The organism is Burkholderia sp. HI2714 (assembly GCF_002223085.1).
Classification (GTDB): Bacteria; Pseudomonadota; Gammaproteobacteria; order Burkholderiales; family Burkholderiaceae; genus Burkholderia; species Burkholderia lata_D.
Genome location: NZ_NKFM01000067.1, coordinates 310,951 through 325,301 on the forward strand (window position 1 = coordinate 310,951; position 14,351 = coordinate 325,301).

At 67.6% G+C, this 14,351-nt stretch carries 10 protein-coding genes; 7 read left to right on the plus strand and 3 right to left on the minus strand.

Features of this window, described 5'->3' with window-relative positions:
• The first annotated feature begins 105 nt into the window (after window positions 1-105).
• The gene (locus CFB82_RS38045) at window positions 106-1,578 is read left to right on the plus strand and encodes an NAD-dependent succinate-semialdehyde dehydrogenase (RefSeq protein ID WP_089487430.1); all 1,473 of its coding nucleotides are present in this window, start codon (window positions 106-108) and stop codon (window positions 1,576-1,578) included.
• Window positions 1,579-1,810: 232 nt separating this feature from the next.
• Here the strand turns inward: CFB82_RS38045 and CFB82_RS38050 are convergent, their stop codons facing one another.
• The gene (locus CFB82_RS38050) at window positions 1,811-3,157 is read right to left on the minus strand and encodes an MFS transporter (protein WP_089487431.1); all 1,347 of its coding nucleotides are present in this window, start codon (window positions 3,155-3,157) and stop codon (window positions 1,811-1,813) included.
• 296 nt (window positions 3,158-3,453) lie between these two features.
• Between CFB82_RS38050 and CFB82_RS38055 the strand changes: the two genes are divergently transcribed.
• The 5 genes from CFB82_RS38055 to dctA all read left to right on the plus strand — a co-directional run bounded on the left by CFB82_RS38055 (window position 3,454) and on the right by dctA (window position 10,269).
• Window positions 3,454-4,491 (plus strand): LacI family DNA-binding transcriptional regulator, encoded by a 1,038-nt coding sequence (locus CFB82_RS38055; RefSeq protein ID WP_089487432.1) that lies wholly within the window; start codon window positions 3,454-3,456, stop codon window positions 4,489-4,491.
• 318 nt (window positions 4,492-4,809) lie between these two features.
• Entirely contained in the window at window positions 4,810-6,591 is a 1,782-nt protein-coding gene (locus tag CFB82_RS38060) for an IlvD/Edd family dehydratase (protein WP_089487433.1), read from the plus strand.
• A gap of 32 nt (window positions 6,592-6,623) precedes the next feature.
• Window positions 6,624-7,805 (plus strand): fumarylacetoacetate hydrolase family protein, encoded by a 1,182-nt coding sequence (locus CFB82_RS38065; protein ID WP_089487434.1) that lies wholly within the window; start codon window positions 6,624-6,626, stop codon window positions 7,803-7,805.
• 171 nt (window positions 7,806-7,976) lie between these two features.
• Window positions 7,977-8,900: a LysR family transcriptional regulator gene (locus CFB82_RS38070; protein ID WP_089487435.1), complete on the plus strand. Its 924-nt coding sequence runs from the start codon at window positions 7,977-7,979 to the stop codon at window positions 8,898-8,900.
• Window positions 8,901-8,934: 34 nt separating this feature from the next.
• Window positions 8,935-10,269 carry a C4-dicarboxylate transporter DctA gene (gene dctA / locus CFB82_RS38075; RefSeq protein WP_089487436.1) on the plus strand — a complete coding sequence of 445 codons (1,335 nt, stop codon included), beginning with the start codon at window positions 8,935-8,937 and terminating at the stop codon, window positions 10,267-10,269.
• Between the two features lie 24 nt (window positions 10,270-10,293).
• Here the strand turns inward: dctA and CFB82_RS38080 are convergent, their stop codons facing one another.
• Both CFB82_RS38080 and CFB82_RS38085 read right to left on the minus strand, forming a co-directional pair.
• Window positions 10,294-11,076 carry a substrate-binding domain-containing protein gene (locus CFB82_RS38080; protein WP_089487550.1) on the minus strand — a complete coding sequence of 261 codons (783 nt, stop codon included), beginning with the start codon at window positions 11,074-11,076 and terminating at the stop codon, window positions 10,294-10,296.
• 55 nt (window positions 11,077-11,131) lie between these two features.
• A complete protein-coding gene (locus tag CFB82_RS38085) occupies window positions 11,132-12,427 on the minus strand; it encodes an MFS transporter (RefSeq protein WP_089449202.1) in 1,296 nt (431 codons plus the stop codon).
• Between the two features lie 350 nt (window positions 12,428-12,777).
• Here CFB82_RS38085 and CFB82_RS38090 point away from each other — a divergent pair, with 350 nt between their 5' ends.
• The gene (locus tag CFB82_RS38090) at window positions 12,778-14,298 is read left to right on the plus strand and encodes a sensor domain-containing diguanylate cyclase (protein WP_089449201.1); all 1,521 of its coding nucleotides are present in this window, start codon (window positions 12,778-12,780) and stop codon (window positions 14,296-14,298) included.
• Window positions 14,299-14,351: the final 53 nt, after the last annotated feature.

Genomic DNA, 14,351 nt, shown 5'->3' on the forward strand with positions numbered 1-14,351 from the left:
CGGCATGCGTCACCCCGTCACGCGGCAGCCCGCTGTCCGCGCGGGGGGCGTCACGCCCGCGCCGGGCCGCCAGCGTCGCCGAACCGCTTCATTCAAGGACCTGTCATGCCGCTTACGCTGTCCCGAACCGAACTCGTTCGCACCGCCAACCTGATCGACGGCGCCTGGCGCGATGCGCTCGACGGCCGCCGCTTCGCCGTCACCGATCCGGCCACGCTCGAGACCGTTGCCCACGCACCCGACAGCGGCGGCGCCGACGCACGCGCGGCGACCGACGCGGCGGCCCGCGCGCTGCCCGCGTGGCGCGCGACGCCCGCGCGCGAACGCGCGGCGATCCTGCGTGCATGGCATGCGGCGATCGTCGCGCACACCGACGATCTCGCGAAGCTGATGTCGCGCGAACAGGGCAAACCGCTCGCCGAAGCGCGCGGCGAAGTCGCGTACGGTGCGTCGTACGTGCTGTGGTTCGCCGAGGAAGCGACCCGCACGTATGGCGACCTGATTCCGCAGCAGCAGCGCGGCAAGCGGCTCAGCGCGGTGAAGGAGCCGATCGGCATCGTCGCCGCGATCACGCCGTGGAATTTCCCGCTCGCGATGATCGCGCGCAAGATCGCGCCCGCGCTCGCGGCCGGCTGCACAGTGGTCGCGAAGCCGGCGGAGGACACGCCGCTGACCGCGCTCGCGCTCGCGTTTCTCGCGCAGGAAGCCGGCGTGCCGGCCGGCGTGCTGAACCTGGTTACCGCGTCGCGCGAACGCGGCGTCGAAGCTGCGGCCGACTGGCTCGCCGACGGCCGCGTGCGCAAGATCACGTTCACCGGCTCGACGGCCGTCGGCAAGCTGCTCGCGCGCGATTCGGCCGCGACGCTGAAGAAGCTGTCGCTGGAGTTGGGCGGCAATGCGCCGTTCATCGTGTTCGACGATGCCGAGCTCGACGCCGCGGTCGACGGGCTGATGGCCGCGAAGTTCCGCAACGGCGGGCAGACGTGTGTATCGCCGAACCGCGTGTACGTGCAGGCCGGCGTTTACGATGCGTTCGCGCAGAAGCTCGCCGCGCGCGTCGCCGCGTTGAAGGTTGCGCCGGCGACCGACCCGGCCGCGCAGATCGGCCCGATGATCAACGCGCGTGCGGTCGACAAGATCGCGCGCCACGTCGGCGATGCGATCGAGCGCGGCGCGCGTGTGCTGACGGGCGGCAAGCGCTTGGCCGAGCTCGGCGCGAACTATTACGCGCCGACGGTGCTCGCCGACGCCACCGCCGACATGCAATTGAACTGCGAGGAAACCTTCGGCCCGATCGCGGCGCTGTTTCGCTTCGATACCGAGGACGAAGCCGTCGACGCCGCGAACGACACGCCGTTCGGGCTCGCCGCGTATTTCTATACGCAGGACGTACGGCGCATCGCGCGCGTGTCGGCACGGCTCGAAACGGGCATCGTCGGGATCAACGAAGGCGCGCTCGCGAGCGAGGCCGCGCCGTTCGGCGGCGTGAAGGAATCGGGCTATGGCCGCGAAGGTTCGCGTTACGGCCTCGACGATTACCTGTCGATCAAGTATCTGTGCCAGGGCGGGCTCGACTGAGCGGGTGTTGCCGTCCGCGCGGGCGGCCCGCCGTGTCCCCGGCCGGAATGCACGCGTCGACACGGGAATCGATCGGTTCGATCCGGCCCGGGATGCACTCGCCCACGTGGTCGACTGTCTCGCAGCGGCGGGATGGCGGCGGACGTTTCGATCCGCGCACGTGTTGCCCGTCGCGTCCGCTGCGGGGTCGGCGCGATGCGCAAACCCCGAGGTGCAACGGACTGCGAAGCCCTCACCGGCCGGCCGGCGGCTGCAGCACGTCGCGCGGAATCAATGCGATCAGCACGCAGCTGACCAGCAGGCACGCGCCCAGTGCATAGGTGCCGTTGTTGATGTTGCCGGTCATTTCCTTGGCCATGCCGGTGATCATCGAGCCCGTGAAGCCGGACAGGTTGCCCACCGAATTGATCAGCGCAATGCCGGCGGCCGCAGCCGTGCCGGACAGGATCTGCCCCGGAAAGGTCCAGTAGATCGGCATCAGCGCGAGGATGCCGCACGTGGCGATGGTCAGGAATACGATCGACAGCGCCACGTTGTGCGCGAACGCCGCGCTCAGGATCAGGAAGACGCCACCGATCAGCGCGGGAATCGCCGCGTGCAGGCGGCGTTCACCGGTCTTGCGCGAGTGCGACGCGTTCCACACCATCGCGAAGATGGCCGTCAGGTACGGAATGGCCGTCAGCACGCCGATATGCAGCGGGCTCCGCACTCCTGACGCGCGAATGATCGACGGCAGCCAGAACGCCAGCCCGTAGAAGCCGGTATTGAAGGTGAGCAGGATGAAGGTGAGCAGCCAGACACGCGGGCTGCGCAGCGCGGCGCCGATACTGTGCGACTTGTGCGTCGCCTCGGATTCGAGATTGCGCGACAGGACGGCCTTTTCGTCCGCGGACAGCCACTTCGCCGACTTCGGGCCGTCGCCCAGGCAGGCCAGCACGATGAACGCCACCACGATCGACGGCAGCCCTTCGAGCAGCAGCATCCATTGCCAGCCGCTCATGCCCGACAGGCCGTGCGTCTGCTCCATCAGCCAGCCGGACACCACGCTGCCGAGTGTGAGGCTCAGCGGGATCGCCACCAGGAATCCCGACATGGCCACACTCTGGCGGCGCGCCGGAAACCAGTAGTTCATGTACAGGATCACGCCCGGGAAAAAGCCGGCTTCGCACAGGCCCAGCAGGAAGCGCAGCGTGTAGAACATGGTGGTCGTCTGCACGTGGAAGAACTGCGCGAGCGGCACGATGAACGCCATCGACGACGAGACGATGCCCCACGTGATCATGATCCGCGCGATCCAGAAGCGCGCGCCGTAACGATGCAGCAGCAGGTTGCTGGGCATCTCGAACAGGAAATAGCCCCAGAAGAAGACGCTGGCGCCGAGCGCATAAACGCTGTCGCTCAGGCTCAGCTCGTCGAGCATCTGCAGCTTCGCGAAGCCGACGTTGACGCGGTCCAGGTAGGCCACGACGTAGCAGAGCAGCAGCAACGGCAGGATGCGCCGCATGACCTTGCGATAGAGCGCGTCTTCGGATGAGTCGGCCGCGGCCGGCGCGGCAGCGGTCTGCGTGATGGACGGCATCGGTTTGTCTCCTGATTGTGTAGGTCTTCTTCGTACCGGCGGGTTCTCTGATGCATCGATGTTACCGATAACATCCCACGACCAAAAAAATCGCCGATGGGGCGACGGGAGAAACGGGCACTCTGATACCGGTAACAAGCAGCACGGTAGCATGCCGCGACAGGCGTGTTCAAGCGTCGCCGAACGCGTGGTTTCCCTAGTGCGGACCGCGCTGCGACGGGCGCGCCGCGGGCGGCCTGCCCCGTACGCCGCACCGGTATGATGTAGCCTTTCCAGGCTTTCCCGATCGCGATCCGATGCCCAGCCCCACCGCCGTCCGGCCTGCCGGACCGCCCCGCATGTCCGACGTAGCGCGCCTCGCCGGCGTATCGAAGATGACCGTGTCGCGCGTGCTTGCCGGCCACAGCGTGGCAGCCGAGACGCGCGCACGCGTCTGCCAGGCCATCGACCAGCTCGGCTACGTGGCCGACGCGGCCGCCGGTGCGTTGTCGTCGGGGCGCTCGGAATTCGTCGCGGTGCTGGTGCCGTCGCTGTCGAGCTCCAACTTCTCCGACACCGTGCGCGGCCTGACCGATGCGCTCGAACCGCATGGCCTGCAACTGTTGCTCGGCGACACCGATTACGACCTGGAACGCGAAGAACGCCTGGTCCGTTCGATGCTGCGTCACCAGCCGCGCTGCGTCGCGCTGACCGGTGCGCAACACACCGATGCGACACGCAAGGTGCTGGCGCGCTCGGCGATTCCCGTGGTCGAGATGTGGGACCTGCCCACGCATCCCATCGACACCGCCGTGGGCTTCTCGAACGTGCGCGCCGCACGTGCGATGGTGCGGCACCTGGCCGAGCGCGGTTACCGCCGCATCGGCTTTCTCGGCGGCGCCAGCGAACTGGATCGCCGTGGCCTGGACCGGCTCAAGGGGTACCAGGCGGAAATCAAGGCGCTGCGGTTGGGCGAGCCGCGCGCCGTGCGCCTCGGCGAATCGCCGATCACCATGAGCCACGGCGGGCCCGCGATGGCGGCCCTGCTCGCGCAGTGGCCGGACACCGATGCCGTGATGTGCGTCAGCGACATGTCGGCATTCGGCGCGATCATGGAATGCCACCGGCGCGGGCTGTCCGTGCCCGCGGACATCGCGGTGGCCGGCTTCGGCAACTTCGAAGTGGCGACGTGCTGCCACCCTGCCATCACGACCGTGTCGGTCGACGCATACGGCATCGGCCTGCGCACGGGCGAGGCGCTGCTGGCCGCGCTGCAGGCGCGCGACGGCGGCGAGCCGGTCGATTCGCACAGCATCCGTATCGACTACACGATCGTCGCGCGGGAAAGCGCGTGACGGGCCGGCGACCGGGCCGGTCGCGCCCGGCGAGAACCGGCGTGCCCTCGAGGCGCGCGCGAACCGCCCCCCTGCCCTCACGCCGCCCCGCCGTCGCATGACGGCAAGGCCGCGTTGGCGGCCGATGCGCGTCGATACGGCGCCGTTCGACGGGATCGAAACCGGTGCATCGCGCGCCGCGCGTTCTCCCTTCCCTGCGCCTCCCGCACGCAAAATTCTGTTCCGCCACGCAAAAACCCCGTGCTAACATCCGCTCGATGTTACCGGTACCAATCCGGCACGCAAGAATGAACGAGGCCCCTTCGGAGACAGCCCGCCATGTCACAGACCCCGCGCCGTCTGCGCAGCCAGGAGTGGTTCGACGACCCCGCGCACGCGGACATGACCGCGCTTTATGTCGAGCGTTTCATGAACTACGGGTTGACGCGCGATGAACTGCAATCGGGCCGCCCCGTCATCGGCATCGCCCAGACGGGCAGCGACCTGGCGCCATGCAACCGCCACCACATCGAACTGGCCGAGCGGACCAAGGCGGGCATTCGCGACGCGGGCGGCATTCCGATGGAATTCCCCGTCCATCCGCTGGCCGAACAAAGCCGCCGGCCCACCGCCGCGCTCGACCGCAACCTGGCCTATCTCGGGCTGGTGGAAGTGCTGCATGGCTTTCCGCTGGATGGCGTGGTCCTGACGACCGGTTGCGACAAGACCACCCCCGCCTGCCTGATGGCGGCCGCCACCGTGGACATGCCGGCCATCGTGCTGTCGGGCGGACCGATGCTCGACGGCTGGCACGAGGGCAAGCGCGTCGGCTCGGGCACCGTGATCTGGCATGCCCGCAACCTGCTGGCGGCCGGCGAGATCGACTACGAAGGCTTCATGAAGCTGACCACGGCATCGTCGCCGTCGATCGGCCATTGCAACACCATGGGCACGGCGCTGTCGATGAACAGCCTGGCCGAGGCGCTGGGCATGTCGCTGCCGGGGTGTGCGAGCATTCCCGCCGCCTATCGCGAGCGCGGCCAGATGGCCTACGCCACCGGCAAGCGCGCTGTCGAACTCGTTCGGGAGGACCTGCGGCCGTCGAGGATCATGACCCGCGCGGCGTTCGAGAATGCCATCGTCGTCGCGTCCGCGCTCGGCGCATCGACCAACTGCCCGCCGCACCTGATCGCCATTGCGCGCCACATGGGCGTCGAACTGAGCCTGGACGACTGGCAGCGCCTCGGTGAATCCGTGCCGCTGCTCGTGAACTGCATGCCGGCAGGCGAATACCTCGGGGAGAGCTTCCACCGCGCCGGGGGTGTGCCCGCGGTGCTGCGCCAGCTCGATGCGGCCGGCCTGCTGCGGCGCGACTGCCTCACCGTGTCCGGCCGCGCGATCGGCGAGATCGCCGACACGGCACAGGACGCCGACCGCGACGTGATCCACACGCCCGACGCACCGCTCAAGCATGGCGCCGGCTTCATGGTGCTGTCGGGCAACTTCTTCGACAGCGCGATCATGAAGATGTCGGTGGTCGGCGAGGCCTTCCGCCGGACCTACCTTGCCGAGCCGGGCGCGGAGAACACGTTCGAGGCCCGCGCCATCGTCTTCGACGGCCCGGAGGACTACCACGCCCGCATCAACGACCCCGGGCTCGGTATCGACGAGCGTTGCATCCTGGTGATTCGCGGCTGCGGCACGGTCGGCTACCCGGGCAGTTCAGAAGTCGTTAACATGGCGCCGCCTGCCGATCTGGTGAAGCGCGGCGTGACGTCGCTGCCGTGCCTGGGCGACGGGCGCCAGAGCGGCACGTCGGCCAGCCCGTCGATCCTGAACGTGTCGCCGGAGGCGGCGGTCGGCGGCGGCCTCGCGCTGCTGCGCACGAACGACCGCATTCGCGTGGACCTGAATCGCCGCAGCGTCGACGTGCTCGTCGATGACGACGAACTCGCACGCCGCCGCGAGACGGCAAGCTTCAACGTGCCGCAGGCGCAAACGCCCTGGCAGGCACTCTACCGGCAGTTGGTGGGCCAGTTGTCCACCGGCGGCTGCCTCGAACCGGCCACGCTGTACCTGAAGGTGATCGAGCAGCGCGGCAACCCGCGCCATTCGCACTGACCCAACCGCCCACACCCCTTGCCGAGCCGACCATGCGTACTCTTTCCGTTTCCGACTGCCTGCCGCACGACCTGGCACGGGCCCTGTTGATCGGCCGTGTCTGGCGCCACGATGGGGCCCGTTCGGGCCCGAGCGTCGTCGCCGTGCGCGGCGGAGAAGTGTTCGACATCACGCGTACCGTGGCGACCACCGCGGACCTGTTCGACCGGCCCGACGCCGTCGCTGTCGCCCGCACCGCCCCGGGTGAATCGCTCGGCCGCGTCGAGCCGTTGCTGCAGGCGGCGCTGGATGGCGCGCCCGGCGCCACGCACCTGCTCGCACCATGCGACGTGCAGGCCATCAAGGCCTGCGGCGTGACCTTCGCCGTCAGCCTCATCGAACGCGTCATCGAAGAACAGGCCGGCGGCGACCCCGCCAAGGCGAGGGACGTGCGCGAAACGCTGGCCGCGACCCTCGGCACCGATCTGTCGAAGCTCGTTCCCGGTTCGGAAGCCGCGATGCGCCTGAAGGCGGAACTCGAACGCCGCGGCGCGTGGTCGCAATACATGGAGGTCGGAATCGGCCCGGACGCCGAGGTGTTCTCGAAGTCGCAGCCGATGTCCGCCGTGGGCTTCGGGGCAGACGTGGGCCTGCTGCCCGTGTCGGTGTGGAACAACCCGGAACCGGAGATCGTGCTGGCGGTCGGTAGCGACGGCAGGCCGGTGGGCGCCACGCTCGGCAACGACGTGAACCTGCGCGACATCGAAGGCCGCTCGGCGCTGCTGCTCGGCAAATGCAAGGACAACAACGGCTCGTGCGCGATCGGCCCGTTCGTGCGGCTGTTCGACGACGGTTTCACGCTGGACGACGTACGGCAGGCCAGCGTGTCGCTGCACGTCGAAGGCGCGGACGACGGCTTCGTCCTCGACGGCATCAGCCACATGCGCGAGATCAGCCGCGACCCGGCCGACCTCGTCGCGCAGACCTGCGGCGCGCATCACCAGTATCCGGACGGCTTCATGCTGTTCCTCGGCACGATGTTCTCGCCGATCCAGGACCGCGACGCGCCCGGCGGCGGATTCACGCATCACCTGGGCGACCGCGTCACCATCTCCACGCCCACACTCGGCGCACTCGTCAACACCGTGCGGCTGTGCACCGAGATCGCGCCGTGGACCTTCGGCGTGCGCGCGCTGTATGCCAATCTGGCCGCACGCGGCCTGCTTGCGCCGTAAGGCCCGGGCCTCGACGCCCCATCGGCATCGACGAGCAGCGGATCGACGGCAAGACCGCCCCCTCACGCACGCGGTTGCGATCACGCGTTGCGCGGATGCGTGCCGCGCCGATACGGTCGGCCCGGCGAAATCATGCAAAATACGCCCCATCTGAGATGCGGAGACGCGCCCGTGGGGATCAACTTCGACTTGAACGACTTGCAGGCGTTTCGCGCGGTCGTGGAAACGGGCAGCTTCCGAAAGGCCGCGGAAGCGGTCAGCATTTCCCAGCCCGCGTTGAGTCGCCGGATCGACAAGCTCGAGGAAGCGCTCGGCGTGCGCCTCTTCGAGCGCACCACGCGTCGCGTGGCGCTCACCACGGTCGGCCGCGTGTTCGCGCAGAGCGCCGAACAGCTGCTCGACGATCTCGACGCGGCCCTGCTCGGCATTCGCGACGTGTCGTCGAGCCGCCTGGGCCATGTGACCATCGCGTGCGTGCCGTCGGTGGCCTACTACTTTCTGCCGGCCATCATCGCGCGCTATCATCAGCGCTTTCCGCGCATCCGGGTCAAGCTGCTGGACGCGAGCGCGAACGAGGTGCTGGGCACCGTCATCAGCGGCGAAGCCGATTTCGGCGTGAGCTTCATGGGCAGCCAGGAATCCGAGATCGAGTTCAAGATGCTGCTCCAGGAGCGGTTCGTCGCTGCGTGCCGCCGCGACCATCCGCTCGCGCGCAAGAAGCGCGTCACCTGGAACGAACTGTACGAGCACGAATACGTGTCGGTGGACAAGACTTCCGGTAACCGCCTGTTGCTCGATCAGGCGCTCGCCGCCGTGGCGCCGCGCGGGCCGAGCGTGTGCGAAGCGCGCCACGTGACGACCCTGCTCGGATTGATCGAGGCGGGGCTCGGCGTCGCCGCGGTGCCCTCGATGGCGATGCCCGGGCACGACCATCCCATTCTCACGAGCGTGCCGCTCGTCGAGCCGGTCGTCAAACGCCGCGTGGGCATCGTCAAGCGGCGCGGGCGACCGCTCACGCCGGCCGCCGAAGCGTTTCACCGGATGATCGTCGACGCGAAGCGCGACAGCATCGTAAGCAGCGATGCATCGGCGTGACAACGACACAAGAGACACGAAGGAAGACCGTCCCGTGAGGTTGGCCAGGCTGCTCAAATCGCTCTACGTGCAGGTCCTGCTCGCGATGCTGCTCGGCGTGACCGTCGGTCATGTATGGCCGGCCGCAGGCGCGACGTTCAAGCCCCTCAGCGACGCGTTCGTCGGCCTCGTGCGAATGACCATCGCGCCGATCGTCTTTTGCACGATCGTCTCGGGCATCACGTCACTCGCGAACGGGAAGGCCATCGGCCGCACGATCGTTCGGTCGCTGGCGCTCTTCTATCTGCTGACCGCCGTCGCGCTCGCGATCGGGCTCGTCACCGCGTTCGTGCTGCGCCCCGGCGCCGGCCTGCACATCGACGTGCACCATCTCGATTCGAGCATCCTCGCGCAGTACGCGAAGGAAGCGCAGCCGCGCGGGCTCGTGGCATTCGGGCTGAGCGTGATCCCCGATACGATGCTCGGCGCGTTCGAGCAAGGCGAGGTGTTGCCGGTGCTGCTGTTGTCGCTGCTGTTCGGCTTCTCGCTGAATGCGCACCGGCAGGCCGGCCAGCCCGTGCTTGCGCTGATCGACGGGGTCGCCCAGGTTGTCTTTCGCGTGCTCGCGATGATCATGCGGCTCGCACCGCTCGGCGCGTTCGGCGCGATGGCCTTCACGGTGGGCCGCTTCGGGATCGGTTCGGTCGGCTCGCTCGCGAAGCTGGTGGTGTCCTTCTATGCGGCATGCGCGCTGTTCGTCGCACTCGTGCTCGCACCGCTCGCACGCCTGCACGGCTTCGCGCTGTGGCGGCTGTTGCGCTACCTGCGCGAAGAGTTGCTCATCGTCCTCGCGACGTCCTCGTCGGAGCCCGTTCTGCCGCGTCTGATCGTCAAGCTGGAATCGCTCGGGTGCGACAAGGGCGTCGTGGGGCTCGTGCTGCCGGCGGGCTATTCGTTCAACCTGGACGGCACCGCGATCTATCTGACGCTCGCTGCCTTGTTCATCGCGCAGGCGTGCGACGTGCCCCTTTCCGCGTCGCAGATCGCCGTGATGCTCGCCGTCATGCTGCTCACGTCCAAGGGCGCGGCCGGTGTTTCCGGTAGCGGGCTGGTGGCGCTGGTCGCCACGCTCGTCGTCATCCCCGACCTGCCCGTCGCCGGCGTGGCACTGCTGGTCGGCATCGATCGCTTCATGTCCGAGGCACGCGCACTGACGAGCGTGATCAGCAATGCGTGCGCGGTGATCTTCGTGTCGATGTGGGAACGGGCATGCGATCGTGCGCGTCTTGCGCAGCGGCTCGCTGCAGGGGGGCCGGTATCCCCGAACGGGGTCGATGCAGACCGTGCCGCCGCCGATGCCGACGGTGACGGTGACGGGAAGGCGGTATGACGCAAACCTTCCCGTCGATCAGGCTCAATGAGCGGGGACGGAATCCAGCCCGGTCGATTTCACGTCGGCCTGAACATCCGGCGACGCAAGATAGTCGAGCAGCGCCTTCGCTTCCGCCGGATGCTGCGCGCCGACGGGGATGCCGGCCGCGAAGCGCGTGACCGACTGCAGCGATTCGGGAATCTTGCCGACGAAGGTCGCCCCCTTGACCGGCAGCAGTTCGCTCACCTGCTGGAAGCCGATTTCGTAGTCGCCGTTCGCGACGACCGATGCCACCGGAATCCGCGGAATCATCTTCGCCTTCGACTTCACCTGGTTCTCGATGCCGAGCTTCCTGAACAGCTCGCGTTCGATATACACGCCGCTCGCGCTGTCCGAGTAGGCGATCGACTTCGCGTGCAGCAGTGCCTGCTTGAGGCCTTCGGGGGAACCGATGTCGGGTTGTGCCGAGCCGTCGCGCACGACCACGCCGATACGCGAGTCGGCCAGCTCGACCCGCGATCCGGGGATGACCTTGCCCTGCTTGATCAGGTCGTCCAGCGCATAGCCGACCATGATGACCGCGTCGGCGGGCTCGCCGCGCGCGAGCCGGTTTGGAATCGCCTCAGGCGACTTGCCCATCGACGGGCCGAGCGCGGTATCGAGCGTATTGCCCGTCGTGGAAGCAAACCGGGGGCCGAGCAGCTTGTAGGCGGCGGTGAAGCCGCCCGAGCTCATCACGTGCAGTTCGGCGGCCTGCACGTTGGCAGCCACGGCCGTGGCAAGGACGAGCGCGGCCGCGCAAAATTTCGGGAGCAGATTTCTCATGATCTTGGTCATGCGGATTCGCGTGGGTTGATGAACATTCCGGATGGGCCGGGCATCAATGCGCAGGCGTCAGCGTCGCCGTGCGGCGACGATAGAGCGCGAACGTCGCAAGCAGCGCGCACACGGCGGCAAAGCTCATCCAGTAGCCCGGTGCGGCCTTGTCGCCCGTCATGTGAATGAGCGCGGTCGAGATCGCGGGCGTGAAGCCGCCGAACACGGCCGTCGCGAGGCTGTACGCGAGCGAGAAGCCTGCCACGCGCACCTGCACCGGCATCACCTCCGTGAGCGCCACGACCATCGCACCGTTATAGATCCCGTACATGAACGAGAGCCACAGGAGGACGAGCAGCATGTTGACGAACGACGGCGCGTGAGCAAGCAACGACAGCGCCGGGTAGGCGGTCACGACGGTGAGCACCGTCATGCCGACCAGCAGCGGCCGGCGGCCGATCCGGTCGGACAGCGCACCGCCGATCGGCAGCCACACGAAGTTCGACACGCCGACGCAGAGCGTCACGAGCAGGCTGTCGGCGGTGCTCAGGTGCAGCACCGTCTTGCCGAAGGTCGGTGCGTAGACCGTGATCAGATAGAAGCTCGTGGTGGTCATCGCGACCAGCATCATGCCGGCCACGACGACGCCCCAGTTCTGAACCAGCGTGCCGAACACTTCCTTCATGCCCGGACGATGCTTGCGCGCCTTGAATTCCTGGGTTTCCTCCAGGTTGCGGCGCAGCATGAAGATGAACGGCACGATCATGCAGCCGACGAAGAACGGCGCGCGCCATCCCCATGCGGCGATGGCCGACGCGCTCAGCCATTGATTCAGTGCAAAGCCCAGGGCCGCCGCGACGACGATCGCCACCTGCTGGCTGGCGGATTGCCAGCTCGTGAAGAACCCCTTGCGGCCGGGTGTGGCCAGCTCGGCGAGATAGACCGATACGCCGCCCAGTTCCGCGCCGGCGGAGAAGCCCTGCAGCAGCCGCCCGAGCAGCACGAGCGCGGGCGCCAGCAGGCCGATGGTCGCGTAGCCCGGCACGAACGCGATCAGGATGGTGCCGCTCGCCATGATGGACAGCGTGACGATCAGGCCCTTGCGGCGGCCGACGTCGTCGATGTACGCGCCCAGCACGATGGCGCCCAGCGGCCGCATCAGGAAGCCGGCGCCGAACACGGCGAAGGTCATCATCAGCGACGCGAACTCGCTTTGCGCGGGAAAGAAAACGTTGGCGATCTGCGTGGCGTAGAAGCCGAACAGGAAGAAGTCGAACTGCTCGAGAAAATTCCCGGCGGTGACGCGGAAAACTGCAGCGGCCTTCGAACGTTCGTTCGGAAGGCTGGACGAGGGGTGCATCGGGGTGTCTCCTGAAAATCCGGAAATACGCGGGAGGTGGATCGATTGTCGTTTTCCGGCATGTTCGCTCGTCGCCGGGCAAACGATAAGTGCAATTTTTGGAAGGATTGATGTCGATGGGTTATCAATCGACGTGCCGGCGGCGCGTGTCGCCGCACATCGCTCCGGGCGGCGGCACGCGCCCGATGCACGACATTGCACGACCGGCCGGACGAACTCGCACACGTTTGCGCTTCCATGCGCGATCGCACGCGTCCACTGGCGCACTCGATTTTCCGTTAACCGTGCCGTTAACCCGGATTTGACCCGCGTCGGCACCGTTGCAGCCGGCTTCCCATACGAGCACGAGCATGCCCGCATTCACCTCGATCGAGAAAATTGCCGACTGGGCCGGACGCAACCATCTTGTCGTCGGGGCATTGGGCACGTTGATGTCGCTGGCGGCGCTCGGGATCAGCGCGGCGACACTGTGGGTCGGGCGCAACGAAGTGATCGAACACGCTCACGAGACGTCGCGCAACGTCGCAGCCGTCCTGGTGAGCCAGATCGCGCGCACCGTCGAAACGTCGAACAACGCGCTGGTCGCACTCGCGTCCGATCTCGGCAAGCCCGCGGTGCGGCGGATGGATGCCGGGCTGCGGCACGACCTGCTGTTCGAGCGCACCGCCGCGCAATACGTGACCGGCATGGGCGTGACCGACCGGCACGGCCAGATGATCGACGGATGCTGCGGCACGACCCATCATTGGGATTTCAGCGATCGCGACTACTTCAAGGTCCATCGCGACGCCGACAACGTCGGCCTCTACGTGTCCGAGGCCTATCGCGCGCGCTCGCGCGGCGGCAAGGAATCCATCGCGCTGTCGCGGCGCATCGAACGGCCGGATCATACGTTCAACGGCATCGCGGTGGTCGCCATCGACATCGCCTATTTCGAGCAGGTCCTGTCCGGTCTCGATGTCGGGCCGAACGGGGTCAGCGCGATCCTGCGCGCGGACGGCGCGATCCTCGCGCGCAATCCGTCGTTGAACGACAACCAGATGAACCACCTGCGTCGCTCGAAAGCGTTCGACCGGATGGTGCACAGTGAATCGGGCTTCTACCCCGCTCGTTCGACCATCGACGGCGTCATGCGGCTGTATACGTACCAGCGGGTGCCGGGCACGCCGCTGATCGCCGTCGTCGCGCCGGCCGAGGGCGACGTGCTGGCGAGCATCACGCGCCTGTCGTGGACGGTGGGGGTGTCCGCCTTCGTGATCAGCGCATTCTTCTGCGCGGTGGTCTGGCTGCTTGCGTTTGCGCTACGCGACAACCTGCGCAAGCAGACGCTGCTCATGGATCTCACGCGAACCGATCCGCTGACGGGACTGTGCAACCGCCGCGCCCTCGATATCGCGCTGGCCGACGAATGGGAACGGCTGCAGCGGGGCAGCAACGGCAGCCTGTCGATCCTGTTCATCGATGCCGACCACTTCAAGCAGTACAACGACCGGCACGGGCATGCGGAAGGCGACACGGCACTGCGCTTTCTCGCCGAATGCATCCGCACCCACACGCGACGGCGCGGCGATCTCGCCGCACGCTACGGCGGCGAGGAGTTCGTCGCGGTGCTGCCGGATACGGACGAAAGCGGTGCCGCGCAGGTCGCGGAGGCGATTCGCCGCGAAGTCGAACGCAACCGGCTCGACGGGTTCGCGGAAACCGTTCCGGCCTTCACCGTCAGCATCGGCTGCGCGACCGGCCATCGCGCGCGCCCCCCGTCCGTGCATGCGCTGTCGCATCAGGCGGACATGGCGCTTTATCGGGCGAAGCGCGAAGGCCGCAACCGGGTGTGTTGCGCGGAAACCGAGCCAATCGCTCGCCTGGCTTGACCGGTCACGGGCCGGGTCTGCATTTTTTTCGGCAGCAGAGCGTACGCAAACGA